The organism is Streptomyces sp. NPDC107559, from assembly GCF_055657365.1.
This window is the reverse complement of the sequence record NZ_JBVKBD010000010.1, coordinates 274,001-294,414: the sequence shown is the minus strand read 5'-3', so window position 1 is coordinate 294,414 and position 20,414 is coordinate 274,001. Positions and strand designations below refer to the sequence as shown.

Here is a 20,414-nt window from a genome sequence, read left to right as displayed (position 1 = left end):
CCCCGGACAGGCTTAGCGGGAGCGTTGCGGGGCAGATCTGTGGCAACCAGGGTGAGGGGAGCGGCCATGCGTCGTGGAGGACCTTCGGTGCTCGGGATCGTGCTGGCGGGCGGTGAGGGCAAGCGCCTGATGCCGCTGACCGCGGACCGGGCGAAACCCGCGGTCACCTTCGGCGGCACCTACCGCCTCGTCGACTTCGTCCTGTCCAACCTCGTCAACGCCGACATCCTGCGCATCTGCGTCCTGACGCAGTACAAGTCGCACTCGCTGGACCGGCACATCACCACGACCTGGCGGATGTCCAGCCTGCTGGGCAACTACGTCACGCCCGTCCCGGCGCAGCAGCGGCTCGGCCCGCGCTGGTACCTGGGCAGCGCCGACGCGATCCTCCAGTCGCTGAACCTGGTCTACGACGAACAGCCGGAGTACGTCGCGGTGTTCGGCGCCGACCACGTCTACCGCATGGACCCGCGGCAGATGCTCGCCCAGCACGTCGACAGCGGGGCGGGCGTGACGGTGGCGGGCATCCGGGTACCGCGCGCCGAGTCCGCGTCGTTCGGCGTGATCACCCCGGGCTCGGACGGCCAGAGCGTCCAGCGCTTCCTGGAGAAGCCCGCCGACCCGCCGGGCCTGCCCGGCGACCCGGAGTGCGTGTTCGCCTCGATGGGCAACTACCTCTTCACCACCAAGACGCTGATCGAGGCGCTCCAGCGGGACGCCGAGGACGAGAGTTCGCCGCACGACATGGGTGGCTCGATCCTGCCCCAGCTCACCAGCCGGGGCGAGGCGCAGCTGTACGACTTCAGCGCCAACCACGTGCCCGGCGAGACCAGCCGCGACCAGGGCTACTGGCGGGACGTGGGCACCCTCGACGCGTACTACGACGCCCACATGGACCTGATCGCCGAGCGTCCGGCCTTCAACCTCTACAACCGCAGCTGGCCGATCTACACCCACTCGAACCAGCTGTCGCCGGCCCGTTTCAACGCCGGGGGCATCGCGGGCGAGTCGATCATCAGCGCCGGCTGTCTGATCCGCGGGCAGGTGACGCGGTCCGTGCTGTCGCCGGGCGTGGTGGTCGATCCGGGCGCGGTCGTCCAGGGCTCGGTCCTGCACGACAACGTCCACATCGGCCGGGGCGCGGTGGTGCGCGGGGCCGTCCTGGACAAGAACGTCGAGGTCCCGCCGGGCGCGACGATCGGCGTGAACCCGGAGCGGGACGCGGAGCTGTACACCGTCTCGAGGAACGGCGTGATCGCCCTGGGCAAGGGGCAGCAGGTCCCGTAGCAGAAATCGGACACGATACCGATCTTTGGTGTGTGGACCGCGCGAGTCGTCTTCGGTGGCGCCTCGGAACGCCTGTGACCAGCGGGGTTGCTGAGGCGCTGACACCGGGACTTAATCCGCTATTTACTGAGCGTAGCCTGATCACGCTTGACCGTAATCGTCCATGGCGCTTGACTGCTTGCTCAACCGTCCCCACGTCGACGCGAGGCAAGCCATTGACTTCCGACCTGCTCGCCCCTCTCGACCTGGCGTTCTGGAACATCGAGTCCGCCGAGCATCCGATGCACCTCGGCGCGCTCGGCGTCTTCTCGGCCCGCTCGCCCACCGCGGGCGCGCACGCGGCCGATCTGCTCGCCGCCCGCGCGGCCGTCGTACCGGGGCTGCGGATGCGGATCCGCGACGTGTGGCAGCCGCTCGACCTGCGCCGGCCACTGGCCTTCGGCGGTGCGGCCCGGGAGACCGACCCGGAGTTCGACCCCCTCCACCACGTCCTGCTGCACGCCCCGACGGCCGACTTCCACGCGGAGGCGGGCCGGCTGATGGAGCGTCCGCTGGAGCGCGGCCGCCCGCCCTGGGAGGCGCACGTGCTGCCGGGCGAGGACGGCGACAGCTTCGCCGTGCTCTTCAAGTTCCACCACGCCCTCGCCGACGGGCTGCGCGCGCTGACGCTCGCCGCCGCCGTGCTCGACCCCCTGGACCTGCCCGCGCCCCGCGCGCGCCCGGCGCAGCCGCCCGAGCGCGGCCTGCTGCCCGACGTGCGCAGACTGCCGGGGCTGCTGCGCGGCGCGCTGTCCGACGCGGGCCGGGCCCTGGACATCGGCGCCTCCGTCGCCGTGTCCACCCTCAACGGGCGAACCGTTCCGGCGCTGACCGCCGAACCCACCGGCACCCGGCGCATCGCGGGAGTGGTGATCGACCTCGACGACGTGCACCGGGTGCGCAAGACGGTGGGCGGCACCGTCAACGACGTACTGATCGCGCTCGTCGCCGGGGCGCTGCGCCGCTGGCTCGACGAACGCGGCGACGGCAGCGCCGGCGTGGCGCCCCGCGCGCTGATCCCCGTCTCCCGGCGCCGCCCGCGCACCGCGCACCCGCAGGGCAACCGGCTCTCGGGCTACTTGATACGGCTCCCCGTCGACGATCCGGACCCGCTCGGGCGGCTCGGCGCGGTCCGCGCCCAGATGGACCGCAACAAGGACGCGGGCCCGCACCGCGGCGCGGGCGCGGTCGCCCTGCTCGCCGACCACGTGCCCGCGCTCGGCCACCGGCTCGGCGGGCCGCTGGTGAGCCAGGCTGCCCGGCTCTGGTTCGACATCCTGGTCACCAGCGTGCCGCTGCCCAGCCTCGGCCTGAAGCTCGGCGGCAACCCGGTCACCGAGGTCTACCCGCTGGCCCCGCTCGCCCGCGGCCAGTCCCTGGCGGTCGCCGTGTCGACCTACCGCGGCCGGGTCCACTACGGGCTCGTCGCCGACGCCAAGGCCGTACCGGACCTGGACCGCTTCGCCCACGCGCTGGCCGAGGAGGTGGAGACGCTCATCACGGCCTGCGGCCCTTGACCGCCCAGCGGTTTTGTCCCGGCGTCGGGCGCTCCGTAGAATTCCCCGTTCGAAAGCGAGCGCGGTCGGAGCGCCGCGACGGGACCCCAGGGAACGGCAGCGCGATGACGGTGACAGAGCACGGCACGACGACCACGGACGACGTGGTGTACGGGCCCGGTATCGACCCGGAGCGACTGGCCGTCTGCCTCGGCGTGCTCGAGGAGCTCGACGAACTGGACGTCGACCACCCCGACGCGATCACCGTGCGCCGGGCCACCGCGGCCATCTACCGCACGGTCAAGCAGCGCCGCCGCCAGGAGCGCCGGGCCGCCAAGACCGCGCACGACAAGGCGGTCACCGAGGCCACCGCGACCGGCTCCGCCCAGCGCATCGACGACGAGACCGAGGGCATCCTGCCGTCGTCGGTGACGGCGCAGGACCAGATCGCGGGGATACTCCAGCGCCCGCGCTCCTGCTACACCTGCAAGACCCGCTACGTCGAGGTCGACTACTTCTACCACCAGCTCTGCCCGGCGTGCGCCGCCGAGAACCGCGCCCGCCGCGACGCCCGCACCGACCTCACCGGCAAGCGCGCGCTGCTCACCGGCGGCCGCGCCAAGATCGGTATGTACATCGCGCTGCGGCTGCTGCGTGACGGTGCCCACACCACCATCACCACGCGCTTCCCGAACGACGCGGTCCGCCGGTTCAAGGCCATGGACGACTCGGCGGACTGGATCCACCGCCTGGAGGTCGTCGGCATCGACCTGCGCGACCCGGCCCAGGCCGTGGAGCTCGCGGACCGGATCGCCGCGCAGGGCCCGCTCGACATCCTGATCAACAACGCGACCCAGACCGTACGGCGGCTGCCCTCGGCGTACGCCGCGCTCGTCGAGGGCGAGAGCGCCCCGCTGCCGGCCGGTGAGCTGCCCGCCCGCCAGATCATCGGCGCCTTCAACTCCGGAGCGGTCGACGGACTGACCGCGCTGCCGGTCGGGGTCAGCGGCCTGGACGCGCAGAAGGTGGCCGACCTCGCCCTGGTCGCCGGCAACGCCAGTGTGGTCCGCCACCGCGAGGGCACGGCCATCGACGCGGGCGGTCTGGTGCCCGACGTGGTCGACACCAACACCTGGGTGCAGACCATCGAGCAGATCTCGCCCGTGGAGCTGCTGGAGACCCAGCTGTGCAACTACACGGCGCCGTTCATCCTGATCAGCAAGTTGCGGCCGCAGATGGCCGAGGCCGCGCGCAGGGCGTCCGCGAAGCGCGCGTACGTGGTCAACGTCTCCGCGATGGAGGGGGTCTTCGGCCGCGGCTACAAGGGTGCGGGCCACCCGAACACCAACGCCGCCAAGGCCGCCATGAACATGGTGACGCGGACCAGCGCCCAGGAGATGTTCGACACCGACGGCATCCTGATGACCTCGGTCGACACCGGCTGGATCACCGACGAGCGCCCGCACTACGACAAGCTGCGGCTGGCCGACGAGGGCTTCCACGCCCCCCTCGACCTGGTCGACGGCGCGGCCCGCGTCTACGACCCGATCGTGCGCGGCGAGGCGGGCGAGGACCTGTACGGCGTCTTCATGAAGGACTACGCGCCGGGCAAGTGGTGAGCCCCGCGCAGCCGGTCGTGGACCGCGTACCCCGCTGAGGAGTACGCGGCCCGCACCCGGGTGCCGCCGTCCACCAGCAGGTCGGCGCCGGTGATCCAGGCCGCCGCGTCGGACACCAGCCAGACCACGGCCCGCGCGACGTCCGCCGGCTCCCCGATCCGGCCGGCCGGCAGCCCCGCGGCCACCTCCGCCTCGCCCGGCTCCCACACGAACCGCGCCAGGTCGGTGCGCACGAGGCCGGGGGAGACGGAGTTGACCCGCACCCCCGGCGCCAGCTCGCCCGCGAGCTGGCGGGTCAGGTGCAGCAGGGCCGCCTTGCTGGTCCCGTAGGCGCCGACGTTCGGGCCGACGTGCTCCGCGCCCTCGGTGCAGATGTTGACCACCGCGCCCCCGTGCTCGCGCAGCCACGCGTGCCAGGCGCACTGCACCAGCCGCAGCGGCGCCTCGACGTTCACGGCGAACGCCGCGCGCCAGGCCTCCGGGTCGACGCCCATCAGCGGCCCGTACGGCTGGTTCGTCGCCGCGTTGTTGACCACGACGTCGATGCGCCCGTACTCGCGCAGTACCAGCTCGGTCAGCTCACGCGGATGCGCGGGGTCGGCCACGCTGCCCGCGAGGCCGATGCCGTCCAGCTCCGCGGCGGTCCGCCGTACCGCGTCGGCGTCCCGCCCGGTGACGCACACCCGCGCACCGGCGGCGGCGAGCTCCCGGGCGACCGCGCGCCCGATCCCACGGGTGGCCCCGGTGACGACGGCGGTCCGGCCCGTCAGTGCGGAGGACGAGGTCATCCGCGTACCGTCTCATGACGGTCCGTCAGTTACCAGTGCGAGGAGGGGAGTCGGTCCGGGGACCGGTGGCAGTCAGTCCACCGTCCGCAGGGTCGAGTGCCGCTCGGCCACCAGCTCCAGCACGGTCCGCCAGTCCTCCAGGACTCCGGCGTCGAACCCGGCGCCGCGGCTCTCCTCGGCCGCCTGGCGCAGGCTCGCCAGATCGTCCTCGGCGGAGCCGCCGAGCCAGGGGTGCCGGCGTATCAGCCGGGACACCCGCTGCCCCAGGAGCGGACGCACGGCGTCGGCGGCGTGGGCGGCCTGCCCGGCCGGGTCGCCGGGCCTCAGCAGCTGCCCGATGGGGTGCACCAGGCCGGTCACCTGGAGTTCCTTGTCGGCGGGGCGGCTTCGGCGCAGCAGGGCCGCCGTGCGCAGCGCGTGTTCGTGCAGGTCGACCGGGGTCCGGGCGGGCCCCCGGGTGTCGCGGACGCCCCGGCAGGCGTACAGCAGGTCCATCAGCTCCTCGACGCTGTGCAGCTCCATGCGTCGGTCCTCCCGCGAGACAGCCGTTGCGGTACATCAGCAGATCATGGCCTGCTTGCCACTGGGCCAACGGCACTTGAACTGCCCGGCCCCTCGACGTCACTTTCCCCGCGGTAGGCCGAACGGGTGATAGATAAAAGGCGCAGAAGGACGCAAATAGGTTTAAATCAAAGGGTGATGTGCCGGGGTGACTTGCGAGAGTTACCCCAAGTTTTAACCACCTAGTGAGCACTGCCCCGCTCATTTGGTTAATCTGTAGCCGACGGACAGCAGTAAGGGGTCCCACCCACACCCGAAGTCCGTCATGGGACAAGCCGGTCCACAGCGGCCTGCTCTCACTGCGAGTCAGTCGGCGCCACCGCGTCCGAACCGCTTCCGGCAATGACCCGAGCGGGCGTCGAGAAAGGGCCGGAGAACCGGCCGGTACGTCCCGAGGGTGACCGACACATAAGGAGTGCGCGGTGACACCAGAGAAGACGAATCGCGAGGAGCGCCCCAAGGAACGCCCGGAGCGCACGGGCCGCCGGCCGGGGGAGATCGGCAGCCTCGACGTGTGGGCCCGGTCCGCCCCGATCCGCCTGGCGGGTTACGAGGACGACCTCGCCGAGCCCCACATCCTGCCCAGCGTGGACTGACACCACCCGGAGCGGGACCGTCGCGATCGCCGCACGCATGGGCGTGTCCGACTCACGCCCATGCAGATCAGCGAAGCGGGGGACTTCCTCTACGGCGCCGCAGCTTTCCTGCGACTTGATCCGCCGGACAGGCCCTAGTCCAGCGGCGCTGTCCGCCGCCAAGGGCGCAGCTCCTCCAACTGCTCCGCCAGCCGCAACAGTTGCCCCTCCGACCCGGGCGGTCCCACCAGCTGTACGGCGGTGGGGGCGCCCGAGGGCAGCGTGCCGAGCGGCACCGCCATCGCCGGCCAGCCGGTCAGGTTCCACGGCGGGGTCAGCGGCGAGTAGTTCGTGTTGACCAGCACATTGTGCAGCCAGCCGCGCTCGTGCCAGGGCGCCGACCTGGGCGAGCGCCGGGCGAGCGCCGGGGTCAGCAGTATGTCGTGCTCGGCGAAGAACGGCTCCAGCCTCCGCCGCAGCCGTTCGCGGCCCTCACCCGTGCGCACCCCGTCCAGGAACCGCTGCCCGACCGTGGCGTGCACCCGGGTGCGCCGGGCCAGCAGCCGCCGGTCGAGCCCCCGGGCGTCGACCGCGGAGCCCGCCGTCCAGTGCGCGAGCGAGGTGACACCGAGCGAGAGCGGATACGGCGGCTCGGCCCGGCGCACCTCGTGACCCGCACCGGCCAGCAGCCGGGCGGCCTCCCGTACGGCGGTCGCGTACGGCGCGCTGATCGTGACCCCGGCCAGCGGGCTGCGCACCGACACCGCGATCCGGCGCCTGCCGGGCTCCTCCTCGCGGGTGATCTCCGTGTCCGCGAGCACCGAGAACATCAGCCGGGCGTCCTCGACCGTGGTGGCCAGCGGACCGTTCTCGGACATGCCGAACCAGTCGCCGTCACTGATCCCCGCGGGCACCACCCCGTGGCCCGGCTTGATGGTGACCAGGCCGCAGTTGGCCGCCGGGATCCGCAACGAGCCCATGCCGTCGTTGCCGAGGGCGATCGGCACCATCCCGGCGGCGACCGCGGCCGCGCTGCCGCCCGACGAACCGCCGGCCGTGCGCGAGGGGTCCCACGGATTGCGGGCCGTGCCGTGGACACCCTCCGTGGTACCGAAGATGCACAGTTCCGGCACGTTCGTCAGACCCACGACCACCGCGCCCGCCGCCCGCAGCCGGGCCACGGTGACATGGTCCTCGGCGGCCGGCGTGTCCGGGGTGGCGGCCGAGCCGATCCGGGTGGACTCGCCGCGCACCGCGAGGTTGTCCTTGACGGCCACCGGCACGCCCGCGAGCGGCAGTTCGGCCAGATCGGCCCGGCCGGCCACCTCGTCGGCCTCGGCCAGCGCCGCCTCGGCCCGTACCGTGCGGAAGGCCCCGACACCGGCGTCGAGCCGCTCGATCCGGGCGAGATGTTCGGCCACCACCTCGCGGGGCACGGCCCGCTTCTCGCGTACGGCGGCGGCGATCTCTGTGGCGGTCCGGCCGACCCAGCTGGTCACGGGCGCTCCTTGGTGCGGAGTGGTGCTGCTTGCGAGAACTGAGGGAGAACCTTGAGTACCGAGGGGGAACTTCGAGTACCGAGTGAGAACTCTGGGAGAACAATGCACCTGCGTGGGCCCCGCGTCGAGAGGTGGTGATCGAGTTCCCGCCGGGAGCTCAGTTCCCGGTCCGTCCGCGCAGCCACTCCTCGACCTCGGCCACGTGCGCGGCCGCCGCCGCGCGGGCCGCTTCGGGGTCCCGGGCGGCCAGCGCGCGGTGGATCGCCGCGTGCTCACGGCGGGTGCGCGCGAAGGCTCCCTCCTCCTGGCAGCCGCGCCGGACCCGGGCGCGGAACGTGCGCGAGGACAGGCCCTCCAGGATCGCGGCCATGGTGTCGTTGCCCGCGGCAGCCGCGATCTCGCGATGGAAGGCCAGGTCGTGGGCGAGGATCTCCTCCGGGTCGTCGGTGGCGTCCATGGCGGTCAGATGCCGCTCCACCTCGGCGAGCCGGTCCGGGGTGATCCGCGCGGCGGCCAGCGCGGCCGCCGTGGACTCCAGCACCCGGCGCACCTCCAGCAGCTCCACCAGCCGCGGACCGCGGGAGAGACCGGCGACGACACCGAAGGTCTCCAGCAGGTCGCCGGCCTCCAGCCGGGTGACGTAGATGCCGGAGCCGTGCCGGGCCTCCAGCACGCCCATGACCGTGAGCGCGCGGATCGCCTCCCGCATCGAGCTGCGCGAGATGCCCAGCTCGGCGGCGAGGTCGCGTTCCGTCGGCAGCCGCTGGCCCGGCTCCAGCAGGCCCTGGCCGATCATCGCCTTGATCCGCTCGATGGCGCGCTGGGTCACCGTCCCCCGGGACCGCCCGGCCCCGGCCCCCGTCTCGCGCACCCCGGCCGCCGCCTCCTGCGCTCCGGTCCCCGTCTCCCGCACCCCGGCCGCCGTCTCCTGTGCTTCGGCCCCTGCCTCCTGTGCGCCGGTCCGCTCCCCGGTCTCGTCCACGCCGCTCCTCCTGTCGTACGCGCCGCGATCCGACCACGGAGGTGGTCCGACCACTGTGGCTCGAAAACGGGGACATCCGGCACCACAGGGGGTCTTTTTTCCCGGAGTGGTCCGATAATTATGCGGGCAGCCGCTCGACCGCACACCGCCAGGAGCCGAACCGCGTCCCTCGCGTTCCCCGTCCCGCAGCCGACCGAAAGGCCCGCCGTGTCCTCTGCGTCGTCCCCGGCGTCCCCGGCGTCCCCATCGTCCCCCGCGCCCCCGTTCCGCGCCCGTGTCACCGCGGTCGACACCTACGACATCCGCTTCCCCACCTCGCGCGAGCTCGACGGCTCCGACGCGATGAACCCGGACCCCGACTACTCGGCGGCGTACGTCGTCCTGCGCACCGACGCGGCCGACGGCGACGCGGGCCACGGATTCGCCTTCACCATCGGGCGGGGCAACGAGGTCCAGGTCGCCGCCATCGAGGCGCTGCGCGCCCAGGTGGTCGGACGGGACGTCGCCGATCTGTGCGCCGACCCCGGCACGCTCGCCCGCGACCTGACCGGCGACAGCCAGCTGCGCTGGCTCGGGCCCGAGAAGGGCGTGATGCACATGGCGATCGGGGCCGTCGTCAACGCCGCGTGGGACCTCGCGGCCAAGCGCGCGGGCAAGCCGCTGTGGCGACTCCTCGCCGACGCGGACCCGGCCTGGCTCGTGGACCAGGTCGACTTCCGCTACCTCTCGGACGCGCTGACCCCTGCGGAGGCCCTGGACCTGCTGCGCCGGGGCAGGCGGGGCGCGGACGAGCGCCGGGCCCGCCTGCTGGAGCGCGGCTTCCCCGCCTACACCACCTCCCCGGGCTGGCTCGGCTACGACGACGACAAGCTCGCCCGGCTCGCCGCGCGGGCCGTGGCCGACGGGTTCCGGCAGATCAAGCTGAAGGTGGGCGCGGACCTGGCGGACGACGTACGCCGCTGCCGGGTCGCCCGCGCGACGGTGGGCCCCGGCATCCGGATCGCGATCGACGCCAACCAGCGCTGGGACGTCGGCGAGGCGATCGCCTGGACCGAGGCGCTGGCCGAGTTCGACCCCTACTGGATCGAGGAGCCCACCAGCCCCGACGACATCCTCGGCCACTCGGCGATCCGCCGGGCCGTCGCCCCGGTGAAGGTGGCCACCGGCGAGCACGTCCAGAACAGGATCGTCTTCAAACAGCTGCTCCAGGCCGGCGCCGTCGACATCGTGCAGCTCGACGCGGCCCGGGTCGGCGGTGTCAACGAGAACCTCGCCGTGCTGCTGCTCGCCGCCAAGTTCGGGGTGCCGGTGTGCCCGCACGCCGGCGGGGTCGGGCTGTGCGAACTCGTCCAGCACCTGTCGATGTTCGACTACGTCGCGCTCTGCGGCACCACCGACGACCGGGTCATCGAGTACGTCGACCATCTGCACGAGCACTTCGTCGACCCGGTGGATGTCCGCGAGGGCCACTACACGGCACCCACCGCGCCGGGGTTCTCGGCCGCCCTGCGGCCCGGCTCGATCGAGCGGTACACCTACCCCGGCGGCACCTTCTGGGCCGCCGACCTCGGCGCGCGCGAGGGACAGGCCGTATGAACGACTTCGACGGGCTCAAGGCGCTGGTGACGGGCGGCGCCTCCGGCATCGGCCGGGCCACCGCGGAACTGCTCGCCGCCCGGGGCGCCCGGGTCGCCGTCCTCGACCTGGACCCCTCCGCCGTGGCCGAGCCCCTGCTCGCCCACCGCGCCGACGTCGGCGACGACGCCTCCGTACGGCAGGCGGTGGCCGCCGCCGTCGCCGGCCTCGGCGGACTCGACGTCCTGGTGAACAACGCGGGCATCGGCGCCCAGGGCACCGTCGAGGACAACGACGACGCCGAGTGGCACCACGTGCTGGACGTCAACGTCCTCGGGATGGTCCGCACCGCCCGCGCCGCCCTGCCGTACCTGCGCGACTCGGCCCACGCGGCCGTCGTCCAGACCTGCTCGATCGCGGCCACCGCCGGTCTGCCGCGGCGGGCGCTGTACAGCGCGACCAAGGGCGCCGTGCTCGCCCTCACCCTCGCCATGGCCGCCGACCACCTCCACGAGGGCATCCGCGTCAACTGCGTCAACCCCGGTACGGTGGACACCCCCTGGATCGGCCGGCTGCTGGACGCCGCCGACGACCCGGCCGCCGAACGGGCCGCGCTGGAGGCCCGCCAGCCCAGCGGCCGGCTGGTCACCGCGGCCGAGGTCGCCGGCGCCATCGCCTACCTGGCGAGCCCGCTGTCCGGCGCGACCACCGGCACCGCGCTCGCGGTCGACGGCGGGATGCAGGGCCTGCGCCCGCGCCCCGCGGCAGGGCGATGAACACGCCCCGCGCCACGGCGGTGCGCACCCTCGGCCGCAGCGGCGTCGAGGTCACCGCCCTGGCCTTCGGCGGCGCCGGGATCGGCAACCTGTTCACCGAGGTCGGCGAGGAACAGGCCCGCGCGGCCGTCACCGCCGCCTGGCGGCACGGCATCCGCTCCTTCGACACCGCACCGCACTACGGCCTCGGCCTGTCCGAGCGCCGCCTCGGCGCCGCCCTGCGCACCCGTCCGCGGCCGGCGTACACCGTCTCCACCAAGGTGGGCCGCCGCCTGGAGCCCTCGGACGGCACGGGCGACGACCTCGCGGACGGGTTCGCCGTGCCCGCGACCCACCGGCGCGTGTGGGACTTCAGCGCGGACGGCGTACGGCGCACCCTGGACGCCAGCCTGGCCCGGCTCGGCCTCGACCGGGTGGACGTGGTCTACCTCCACGACCCGGACGACCACGCCGTACAGGCCTTCCGCGAGGGCTACCCGGCGCTGGCGGAGCTGCGCGCGCAGGGCGTGGTCGGCGCGATCGGCGCGGGCATGAACCAGACGGAGATGCTCACCCGTTTCGTCCAGGAGACCGACGTCGACGTGGTGCTGTGCGCGGGCCGCTACACCCTGCTCGACCAGAGCGCGCTCACCGGGCTGCTGCCCGCGGCCCTCGCCCGCGGCACCTCGGTCGTCGTCGGCGGCGCCTTCAACTCCGGCCTGCTGGCCGACCCGAAGCCGGGCGCGACCTACAACTACACGACGGCACCTGACGAGTTGCTGACCCGTGCCCGCCGGCTGAGGTCCGTCGCGGAGCGGCACGGCACCACCCTGCGGGCCGCCGCGCTCGCCTTCTGCGCCGCGCACCCGGCCGTCGCGAGCGTCCTGGTCGGCGCCCGCTCGGCGGCCGAAGTCGACGACTGCGCGGCCCGGTTCGCGACTCCCGTACCCGCCTCCTTCTGGCGGGAACTGCGGGACACCGGCCTGCTGCCCGCCGAGGCGCCCGTCCCGGGGGAGGAGCCGGCATGAAGCGCGCCCCGCGCACCGGCGCCCGGAAGCCGTCGTGACCGTCGACGCCCACCACCACGTGTGGGACCTGTCCGTCCGGGACCAGGACTGGCTGCACGCCCCCGGACTCGGGCCGCTGCGCCGGGACTTCACGGTCGGCGACCTCGAACCCGAGGCCCGCGCGGCCGGGGTCGACCGCACGGTCCTCGTCCAGACGGTCACCGTGGCCGAGGAGACCCCGGAACTGCTGGCCCTGGCCGCCGGGCACGAGCTGATCGCCGGGGTGGTGGGCTGGACCGACCTCACCCGCCCGGACGTCGCCGACGAACTCGCCCGGCTGCGTGAACTTCCCGGCGGCGACCGCCTCAAGGGCATCCGCCACCAGGTCCAGGGCGAGGCGGACCCGCGGTGGCTGCTGCGCCCGGACGTCCACCGGGGCCTGGACGCGGTGGCGGACGCGGGCCTGGTCTACGACCTCGTGGTGCTGCCGCACCAGCTCCCCGCCTGCGCGGCGGCGGCCGCCGGGCACGAGGGGCTCACCTTCGTCCTCGACCATCTGGGCAAGCCGCCCGTCGCCTCGGGCGGGCCGGAGCCGTGGGCGGGTGCCGTGCGCGCCCTCGCCGCCCGCCCCAACACGGTCTGCAAGCTGTCGGGCCTGGTCACGGAGGCCGACCGGGAGACCTGGCGGGCGGCCGATCTGCGCCCCTGGGCGGACACCGTGCTGGACGCCTTCGGCCCGCATCGGCTGATGTTCGGCTCGGACTGGCCGGTGTGCACGCTCGCCGCGACCTACGCCGAGGTCCACGCGACCGCGCGACGGCTGACCGCGGGGCTCGGCCCGGCCGAGCGCGCCCTGCTCTTCGAGGGCACCGCCACCGCCGTCTACGGCCTCGGACCGGCGCCCGGGACCGGACACCGTTAGGGCCGGTCCGGCGCACCGGCTGCCTCGGCCGCTGGCGTTCAGGGCGACCGCTGGGCCACGCCCGCGAGCCGGGTCGGCGGCAGGTACTCCCGTACGTACACCCGCTCCCAGCACGCCCCGGTCTCCCGCAGTTCGCGCCAGGTGGTGTAGCGGTAGCGGAAGAGGCGGGCCCGGACGAAGTGCGGCGGCTCGTCCGGCGGGAACGGCGAGCGCCGCAGCAGCTTCAGCGTGTCGCGGTCGTTCTCCAGGAGCCGCTCCACCAGCGCGCCGAACCAGGTCCCGGCGTAGCCGGGCGACAGCGCGGCGAACCACATCAGCCAGTCCAGCCGCAGATGGTACGGCGCGAACTGGCGCGGCCAGTGCCGCAGGTCGCCCGGCTTGCCCCGGAACTCGTACTCCCGCCAGTCCGCGTCCTCGTGCGGCGCGGTGTCGAGCGTGCCCTCGACCACCACCTCGTAGCGGACCCGGCTGACGCTGCCGAACGCGCCGTAGGTGTTCACCAGGTGCAGCGGGTCGAAGGACCGGTTCATGACCTGCCGACGGGAGATCATGTTCACCACCGGGTGGTGGCTGAGGAACAGCAGCAGCGCGGCGACGGCGAGGACCAGCACCTCGTACCAGAGCGGTGGCGCGGACGGCGGCGGCGGGGAGCCGGGCAGCCGCAGCGCGGGCACGGCCAGCACGATGGTGATCCAGTTCAGCCAGGCGAAGTTGCCCGACAGCACCAGCCACAGCTGGGTGACGATCATCAGCGCCGCGGCGGCTCCCGCGACGGGCTGCGGGGTGAACAGCAGGAAGGGGACGATCAGCTGGGTGAAGTGGTTGGCCGCCACCTCCGCCCGGTGCAGCGGCTTGGGCAGATGGTGGAAGAACCAGCTCAGCGGTCCCGGCATGGGCTGGGTCTCGTGGTGGTGGTAGAGACAGGTGAGCTTTCGCCAGCAGGCGTCGCCGCGCATCTTGATCAGGCCCGCCCCGAACTCCACCCGGAACAGGATCCAGCGCAGCAGGAACAGCACCACCACCGGCGGGGCCACCTTGTCGTTGCCCAGGAAGACGGCGAGGAAGCCCACCTCCAGCAGCAGGGACTCCCAGCCGAACGAGTACCAGGTCTGGCCGACGTTGACGATCGACAGGTACAGCGCCCAGGGCACCAGCCACAGCAGCATCCCGCCCCACAGGGGCAGCAGGGAGTCCGCGCCCGCGAGCAGGGCCGCCGAGACCGCGCAGCCCGTCCAGGCCCAGCCCGCGAAGAAGCGGTCGGAGTAGTGCAGATGGAACACGCTGGGCGCCAGCCGGAACGGCGTCCGGGCGAGGAAGCGGGGCACCGGCAGCATCCCGTGCTCGCCTGTCAGCGCCCGGAACTGGCGGGCGGCCGCCAGGAACGCCACCAGGTACACGGCGGCCAGTCCCCGCTGGAAGACCAGCCGGGTCAGCCCGTACTCGGTTGCGCTGAACCAGTTCACGGCCGCTCCCTCTCCTCCATTCTGCCGCCCCTCACGCTCCGTGTCCGATGCCTCCAGTTGCGTAACCCGTACGAACGACGCAAACAATAGTCCTGAATCACCCGAAATGGTGCTAATCACCAAGATGATCCAGGAGTGCGCGGTGCGGACAATCATCAGAGTTTTCGTCCTGGTCTGCGCGCTCTCGACGGCGCTCCTGGTGGCCGGCTGCGGCAAGGGTGCGCCCGAGCGGCCGGGGCGGACCACGGGGTCGCCCCGGCCGGCCACCGACGTGGACCCGCGCCACGCGGCCCTGCCGGGCGAGTCCGGCATCGCCGCCGCGACGAGCGCCCCCGAGTCGCTGTCCGACGAGATAGGCCCCGCGCGCGTGCCGGAGATACCGGACCTGCCCGACGGCGGCGGACTCATCCCCGACGACCCGGACACCGGTGACGACTTCGGCGCCCCGGTCGGCACGGACGGCATGACCGGTACGGACGACTCCAGCCTCGTGGGCGGCGTGACGGGCGGCCTGGCGGACGGCGCCGCCGGAAGCATCTTCGACAGCCCGACCGATCTCTTCGTCCACTGATCCGGTCCCGGGTGGCGCATCGGGGGCGGCGGATCGTGCGTACCGGTCGAAGAATCGGACAAATGCTGGCAAAGTGGGCCCATGGCTGATCGGGGAGCGAGCGCCGTGTCACTCCCGGACGGCTGGCCCGCCCATCCGGATCCCATTCTGGCGCTCAACCGCATGGGCAGTTTCGACTGGGACCTGGACACGGGCCTGCTCCACATGGACGCCCTCGCCCACGAGATCTTCGACGTGCGCCCCGACGAATACGACGGACACCCGGAGACCCTTTCCATGCGGGTCCCCCAGGTCGAGGGCCTGCGGCTGGACACCCTGGTCACGCAGGCGATCAAGGACGGCAGCGAGAACTACGGCGCCTACTTCCGGCTCCGCTGCCGCGACGACACCCTGCGCTGGACCCACACCCAGGGCTACATCAGACGCGACGAGACGGGCCGCCCGCGCCGGATCGTGGGCATCGTCCGCGACGCCACCCAGGAACTCGGCGACCTCGCCGAGCGTCAGGAGGCGGCCGACCTGGACGACACCCGCCGGGATCAGGCCGACGTCGTACAACTCACCACGGCAGCCCTCGCCCACGCCCGTACCGTCCGGGACGTCATCGACGTGCTCAAGGACATCAACGGTCTGACCCATCTCGGGGCGACCAGTCTGGTCATGGGTCTCGTCGAGGCGGGCCGCATCCGGCTGGTCGCCGAGGGCCCCGAGGGCAGCTTCGTGCCCGGCACCCTGGTCACCCGCATCGACGACCCGTACCCGATGAGCGAGGTCGTACGCACTCTCAGCCCCCGGTTCATCGAGTCGGCGGAGGAGTTCGCCGCCGGGTACCCGGTCCTGTGGCCCGGCCTCGCCGATCTGAACATCACCTCGGCCGCCTATCTGCCGCTCATCGTGCAGGCCCGCCCGATCGGCGCCATGGGCCTGCTCTACGGCGACCGCCGCGGCTTCACCCCGGAGGAACGCAACATCCTCGTCGCCCTCGGCAGCAGCATCGCCCAGAGCCTGCAACGGGCCATGTTCTACGAACAGGAGAAGGACATCGCCCAGGGCCTGCAACGGGCCATGCTGCCGCGCACCATCCCCAGCGTGCCCGGCGCCGACGTGGCGGTCCGCTACCGGGCGGCCAGCGTCGGCGGCGCCCACGGCCGGGACATCGGCGGCGACTGGTACGACCTGATCCCGTTGCCCGGCGGACGGGTCGGCGCCGTCATCGGTGACGTCCAGGGCCACGACACGCACGCCGCCGCGGTGATGGGCCAGCTGCGCATCGTGCTGCGCGCCTACGCCGCCGAGGGACACACCCCGGCCGCCGTGATGGCCCGCGCCTCCCTCTTCCTGCGCGAACTGGACACCGAGCGCTTCGCCACCTGCCTGTACGCGGAGGTCGACCTGTCCACCGGGGTGGTCCAGGTGGTCCGGGCCGGCCACCTCGACCCGCTGCTGCGGGCGCCCGACGGCAGCTGCCGCCGGGTCGCCGTCCCGGGCGGGCTGCCGCTCGGCCTGTCCGCGGAGTTCGGCAGCCTCGCCTACCCGGTCGGCACCATCGAACTCGACCCCGGCCACACCCTGCTGCTGTGCACCGACGGCCTGGTCGAACAGCCCGGTGCCGACCTCGACGACGGGATGAAGACGCTCACCGCGCTCGTCACCGAGGCCCCCGAAGGCGTCCGCGAGCTCGCCGAGCGGCTCATCGAGGTGGCCGACGAACGCGGCGGCGACGACGACGTGGCGCTGCTCCTGCTGCACCGCCGTCCCCCGGACAGCCGGCAGTCCGGCGGCCGTATCCGCCAGCACGTGGCCCCCGGCGACCCGCAGGCGCTCACCCAGGCCCGCCGCACGCTGCGGACCGCGGTCCGCTCCTGGGGCGCGCGCGACCGCACCGACGAGGTCGAACTGGTGGCCGACGAACTGATTACCAACGCGCTGATGCACACCGAGGGCGCCGCGATCCTCACCCTGCGGGTCCTCGTCGGCGCCGGCCGCAGGCTGCGGGTCGAGGTCGAGGACTCCTCCAGTGCCCTGCCGCGCCGCCGCGAGGCCGGGGAGGCGGGGGTCGCCGGGGTGGCCGGCCGGGGTCTGCTGCTGGTGGACCGGCTCACCGACATGTGGGGCGTGGAGGCGCGGGGCGGCGGGAAGTGCGTGTGGTGCGAGTTCGTGGTGCCGGACCGGCCCGGATCGTGACGACGGCTTTCGCCCGGCTTGCGGTGGCTGGTGTTCAGACGGCCTGGGCCGCCGTCCGGCTCGGGACGGGCCTGCAGTCGCCCCCTGATGGCACTCTGGACCTATGCCGGAACTCCCCGAGGTGGAAGCGCTCAAGGACTTCCTCACCGCGCACCTGGCCGGGCGCGAACTCGTCCGGGTGCTGCCCGTCGCGATCAGTGTCCTGAAGACGTACGACCCTGCGGTCACCGCCGTCGAGGGCCGCCGGGCCACGACCGTGCGCCGGTACGGCAAGTTCCTCGACATCGGCACGGACGGCGGGCCGCACCTGGTGATCCATCTGGCCCGCGCGGGCTGGCTCCAGTGGCGGGACCCGCTGCCGGACGGCCTGCCCCGCCCCGGCAAAGGGCCGCTGGCGCTACGGGTGGCCCTGGAGACCGGCGCGGGCTTCGACCTGACCGAGGCGGGCACCCAGAAGCGCCTCGCGGTGTACGTCGTCCGGGATCCGCAGGAGATCGCGGGGGTGGCCCGGCTCGGCCCGGACCCGCTCGCCGACGACTTCGACGAGGCCCGCCTCGCGGCGCTGCTGGCCGGGGAGCGACGCCGGATCAAGGGCGCGCTGCGCGACCAGAGCCTGATCGCCGGGGTGGGCAACGCCTACAGCGACGAGATCCTGCACGCGGCGCGGATGTCCCCGTACAAGGTGGCCGCCTCCCTCGCGCCGGAGGAGGTCCACGGTCTGTACACGGCCCTGCGCGGCACGCTGGCCGGGGCCGTGGAGCGTTCCCGGGGCCTGGCGGCCGGCCGGCTGAAGTCGGAGAAGAAGTCGGGCCTTCGGGTCCACGGCCGCACCGGCGAACCGTGCCCGGTCTGCGGCGACACCGTTCGCGAGGTCTCCTTCAGCGACTCCTCGCTCCAGTACTGCCCCACGTGCCAGACGGGCGGCAGGCCGCTGGCGGACCGGCGGATGTCGCGACTGCTGAAGTGACCGGCGCAGGTCGCGACCGCCCGGGCAGCGGCTGTGCGAGGCGGCCCGTTCCGGCCGGGTTCACTGCGGTGCGGGGAGGGTGACCAGGCGCTCGCCCTCGGCCGTGCGGACCTCGTACCGGGTGATCTGGTCGGAGTGCAGGGTCGAGCCGCCGTGCATGGTGAGGGGGCGGGCGTCGTGGGTGGGGACCATCCAGCTGGCCAGGGTCTGCTCCGAGCCGTCGCCGGCGACGGCGATCAGGCGGCAGGAGCGCGGGCCCGCCCCGTCCTTGACCTGGAGTTCGACCTCGCTGCCGTACTCCTCGTCCTGGGTCGTGAGCTGCGCCCAGACGCCGGACCGCTCGTCGGTCGCCGTGACCTGCGCCGTCCCGTCGCCGCCGCCCAGCGTCGTCGAGAGCACGCCTCCCGCCAGCGCGACCACCACGGAGGCGGCCAGGGCGAACAGCAGCCGACGGCGCTGGGCCCGGTGCCGGGAGGCGACCTCGCCGAGGAGCTTGTCCAGCAGTTGGGGGCCGGGACCGGCCATCGGGTGCACGGTGCGCGGCGTCGCCTTCCGGTACAGCAGCAACTGCCGTGCCGTGGGGCCGAATTCGGTGACCTGCGCGGCGCACTGAGGGCACTCCATGAGGTGGTCCTCGAAGCGGAAGGCCTCCGCCTCGTCCAGGAGGCCGAGCGCGTACGCGCCGACGTCTCGATGCCTTTCCAGGGACCTCATGCGGAATCCTTGTGCCTTTGGGTGTCGGTGGGGTTACTGCTTGCTCCCACTGGTACGCACCAGGCTGCCGAATCACTCAGGGTCCGCACCGAATCGTAACCAACGAGTTCGTAGCCGTCGGCTTCGCGGATTGGTCGGATTCTAGAAAAGATGGATCGCGAGATGTCCGAGGGGCAGTCCGAGCTGCCACGCGGGCGTCCACACCTTCGGTCCGTCGTCCTCGCCGACCTGCGAACCTCCGCCCGGCACGGCGTTCAGGTCGGGCGCGAGCAGCTCCGTCTCGCGGAGCCAGCGCCAGGCCGCCGCCGCCAGCTCCAGGTCCGCCGTCGGCCCCGCCGACTCGGCCGCGTCGGCGGTGAGCCGGGCCATTCGCTCACGCACCCACTCCTGCCACGGCTGGTCGTACGCCGTCAGCGAGAGCCAGGTCTCCAGCTGGGTGATGACCCGGATGCCGGACAGCTCGCCGTCCGTGTCGGACAGGAAGATCGTGAGGGCCAGGGCGTCCCGCCCGGCGCGGAACTCGAAGGACGTCGGCGGCATCAGGTCGCCGGTCCGCAGCAGTTCGTCGGCGATGTACTCGGCGTACAACCAGGCCATGGGGACGGTCAGTTCACCGCCGTCGGTGCCGTCCGTTTCCTGCTCACCTCTGTGCAGCATCCCTTCCTGCCTTCCTCCGGTGCGTGCGCGTCGCCCGAACCCGGGCCCCCGGTCCGGAACACGGATGAGGACAGCGGATTACTCAACCGGGTGCCTCAGCAAGGCGCTTTACGGAGGTTTGACTTTCCCACTGGTTTCAGCGCAGGTCGGCCGCGTATCCCGGAAGAACCCGGCGCAGGGCGCGCAGCGCGTAGTATGCCCGGGACTTCACCGTACCCGGCGGGATGCCGAGGGCCTGGGCGGTCTCCGCCACACTGGCCCCGAGGAAATACACCAGCACCAGGACCTCGCGGTGCTCGGGAGTGAGAGTCTTCACAGCCTCGCGCACATCGAGCATGGCGGCGGACCGCTCGGCGTGGTCGGCGCACACCGGCGCGTGTTCCAGCACGGCGTCCCCGACTTCCGCCGGACGGGCCTGCCGGGCCCGTCGCGCGTCGATCGCCAGGCGCCGCCCCACGGTCAGCAGCCACGGCCGTACGGAGGCGAAGTCGTCGGCGCGCAGCGCCTCGGGATGCTGCCAGGCGCGTACCAGCGTCTCCTGGACGAGGTCCTCGGCGCGCTGCCGGTCGCCGTCGCAGAGCCTCAGCAGCAGGGCGAAGAGCGGCCGTCCGTGCTCGCGCTGGAGCGCGGCGAGCTCGTGTTCGGCGGTCGTCGACTTCATGAGGATGGTTCCGGCCGTCATGGCCGTATGGGAGCGCAGGGCGCGGCGTGAGGACAGGGCGCGCGCACGGATCTGCGACGGACGGTCGATCG

19 protein-coding genes are annotated in these 20,414 nt (G+C 73.1%); 11 read left to right on the top strand and 8 right to left on the bottom strand.

All coding sequences use genetic code 11. The features are described from left to right. Nucleotides 1–66 precede the first annotated feature (66 nt). From glgC to ACZ7OY_RS28310, 3 genes are all read left to right on the top strand, one after another. Nucleotides 67–1,287 carry a glucose-1-phosphate adenylyltransferase gene (glgC, locus tag ACZ7OY_RS28320; RefSeq protein WP_471913978.1) on the top strand — a complete coding sequence of 407 codons (1,221 nt, stop codon included), beginning with the start codon at nt 67–69 and terminating at the stop codon, nt 1,285–1,287. A gap of 215 nt (nt 1,288–1,502) precedes the next feature. Then, on the top strand, nt 1,503–2,843 hold the full coding sequence (locus ACZ7OY_RS28315) for a wax ester/triacylglycerol synthase family O-acyltransferase (RefSeq protein ID WP_471913977.1): 1,341 nt from the start codon (nt 1,503–1,505) through the stop codon (nt 2,841–2,843). Nucleotides 2,844–2,947: 104 nt separating this feature from the next. Next, nucleotides 2,948–4,441, top strand: coding sequence for an SDR family NAD(P)-dependent oxidoreductase (locus ACZ7OY_RS28310; protein WP_471913976.1), 1,494 nt, complete (start codon nt 2,948–2,950; stop codon nt 4,439–4,441). Here the strand turns inward: ACZ7OY_RS28310 and ACZ7OY_RS28305 are convergent. Next, nucleotides 4,420–5,229 (bottom strand): SDR family oxidoreductase, encoded by an 810-nt coding sequence (locus ACZ7OY_RS28305; RefSeq protein WP_471913975.1) that lies wholly within the window; start codon nt 5,227–5,229, stop codon nt 4,420–4,422. The two genes, ACZ7OY_RS28310 and ACZ7OY_RS28305, sit on opposite strands and share 22 nt — an antisense overlap. Nucleotides 5,230–5,301: 72 nt before the next feature. Next, nucleotides 5,302–5,751 (bottom strand): hypothetical protein, encoded by a 450-nt coding sequence (locus tag ACZ7OY_RS28300; RefSeq protein WP_385526620.1) that lies wholly within the window; start codon nt 5,749–5,751, stop codon nt 5,302–5,304. 461 nt (nt 5,752–6,212) lie between these two features. On the opposite strand from ACZ7OY_RS28300, the gene ACZ7OY_RS28295 reads away from it, so the two are divergent. Next, the gene (locus ACZ7OY_RS28295) at nt 6,213–6,386 is read left to right on the top strand and encodes a hypothetical protein (RefSeq protein WP_338017790.1); all 174 of its coding nucleotides are present in this window, start codon (nt 6,213–6,215) and stop codon (nt 6,384–6,386) included. A 134-nt stretch (nt 6,387–6,520) separates the two neighbouring features. Here the strand turns inward: ACZ7OY_RS28295 and ACZ7OY_RS28290 are convergent, their stop codons facing one another. Together ACZ7OY_RS28290 and ACZ7OY_RS28285 are read right to left on the bottom strand one after the other, a co-directional pair. After that, nucleotides 6,521–7,864: an amidase gene (locus ACZ7OY_RS28290; protein ID WP_471913974.1), complete on the bottom strand. Its 1,344-nt coding sequence runs from the start codon at nt 7,862–7,864 to the stop codon at nt 6,521–6,523. 157 nt (nt 7,865–8,021) lie between these two features. Next, nucleotides 8,022–8,735, bottom strand: a complete 714-nt coding sequence (locus ACZ7OY_RS28285; RefSeq protein WP_471914011.1) for a FadR/GntR family transcriptional regulator — start codon at nt 8,733–8,735, stop codon at nt 8,022–8,024. Between the two features lie 318 nt (nt 8,736–9,053). Here ACZ7OY_RS28285 and ACZ7OY_RS28280 point away from each other — a divergent pair, with 318 nt between their 5' ends. The 4 genes from ACZ7OY_RS28280 to ACZ7OY_RS28265 are packed head-to-tail and all read left to right on the top strand — an operon-like array spanning nt 9,054 to nt 13,105. Beyond that, nucleotides 9,054–10,442: an enolase C-terminal domain-like protein gene (locus ACZ7OY_RS28280; RefSeq protein ID WP_471913973.1), complete on the top strand. Its 1,389-nt coding sequence runs from the start codon at nt 9,054–9,056 to the stop codon at nt 10,440–10,442. After that, nucleotides 10,439–11,197 carry an SDR family NAD(P)-dependent oxidoreductase gene (locus ACZ7OY_RS28275; RefSeq protein ID WP_471913972.1) on the top strand — a complete coding sequence of 253 codons (759 nt, stop codon included), beginning with the start codon at nt 10,439–10,441 and terminating at the stop codon, nt 11,195–11,197. The genes ACZ7OY_RS28280 and ACZ7OY_RS28275 overlap by 4 nt, the downstream gene beginning before the upstream one ends. Before the next feature lie 20 nt (nt 11,198–11,217). Beyond that, the gene (locus tag ACZ7OY_RS28270) at nt 11,218–12,204 is read left to right on the top strand and encodes an aldo/keto reductase (protein WP_471914010.1); all 987 of its coding nucleotides are present in this window, start codon (nt 11,218–11,220) and stop codon (nt 12,202–12,204) included. Nucleotides 12,205–12,238: 34 nt separating this feature from the next. Then, nucleotides 12,239–13,105 (top strand): amidohydrolase family protein, encoded by an 867-nt coding sequence (locus tag ACZ7OY_RS28265; protein WP_471913971.1) that lies wholly within the window; start codon nt 12,239–12,241, stop codon nt 13,103–13,105. A 38-nt stretch (nt 13,106–13,143) separates the two neighbouring features. On the opposite strand, the gene ACZ7OY_RS28260 is transcribed toward ACZ7OY_RS28265, so the two are convergent. Then, nucleotides 13,144–14,568: a lipase maturation factor family protein gene (locus ACZ7OY_RS28260; RefSeq protein ID WP_471913970.1), complete on the bottom strand. Its 1,425-nt coding sequence runs from the start codon at nt 14,566–14,568 to the stop codon at nt 13,144–13,146. Nucleotides 14,569–14,710: 142 nt separating this feature from the next. Here ACZ7OY_RS28260 and ACZ7OY_RS28255 point away from each other — a divergent pair, with 142 nt between their 5' ends. The 3 genes from ACZ7OY_RS28255 to ACZ7OY_RS28245 all read left to right on the top strand — a co-directional run bounded on the left by ACZ7OY_RS28255 (nt 14,711) and on the right by ACZ7OY_RS28245 (nt 18,290). Next, the gene (locus ACZ7OY_RS28255; RefSeq protein WP_471913969.1) at nt 14,711–15,139 is read left to right on the top strand and encodes a hypothetical protein; all 429 of its coding nucleotides are present in this window, start codon (nt 14,711–14,713) and stop codon (nt 15,137–15,139) included. Nucleotides 15,140–15,220: 81 nt separating this feature from the next. Beyond that, nucleotides 15,221–17,323 carry a SpoIIE family protein phosphatase gene (locus ACZ7OY_RS28250; protein ID WP_471913968.1) on the top strand — a complete coding sequence of 701 codons (2,103 nt, stop codon included), beginning with the start codon at nt 15,221–15,223 and terminating at the stop codon, nt 17,321–17,323. 103 nt (nt 17,324–17,426) lie between these two features. After that, nucleotides 17,427–18,290 (top strand): Fpg/Nei family DNA glycosylase, encoded by an 864-nt coding sequence (locus tag ACZ7OY_RS28245; RefSeq protein ID WP_471913967.1) that lies wholly within the window; start codon nt 17,427–17,429, stop codon nt 18,288–18,290. Nucleotides 18,291–18,350: 60 nt separating this feature from the next. On the opposite strand, the gene ACZ7OY_RS28240 is transcribed toward ACZ7OY_RS28245, so the two are convergent. The 3 genes from ACZ7OY_RS28240 to ACZ7OY_RS28230 all read right to left on the bottom strand — a co-directional run bounded on the left by ACZ7OY_RS28240 (nt 18,351) and on the right by ACZ7OY_RS28230 (nt 20,343). Beyond that, complete coding sequence (locus ACZ7OY_RS28240) at nt 18,351–19,004, bottom strand: zf-HC2 domain-containing protein (protein ID WP_471913966.1); 654 nt, start codon at nt 19,002–19,004, stop codon at nt 18,351–18,353. Between the two features lie 141 nt (nt 19,005–19,145). Continuing rightward, entirely contained in the window at nt 19,146–19,661 is a 516-nt protein-coding gene (locus ACZ7OY_RS28235; protein ID WP_471913965.1) for a hypothetical protein, read from the bottom strand. A gap of 136 nt (nt 19,662–19,797) precedes the next feature. Next, on the bottom strand, nt 19,798–20,343 hold the full coding sequence (locus ACZ7OY_RS28230) for a sigma-70 family RNA polymerase sigma factor (protein WP_471913964.1): 546 nt from the start codon (nt 20,341–20,343) through the stop codon (nt 19,798–19,800). Between the last annotated feature and the right edge of the window lie 71 nt (nt 20,344–20,414).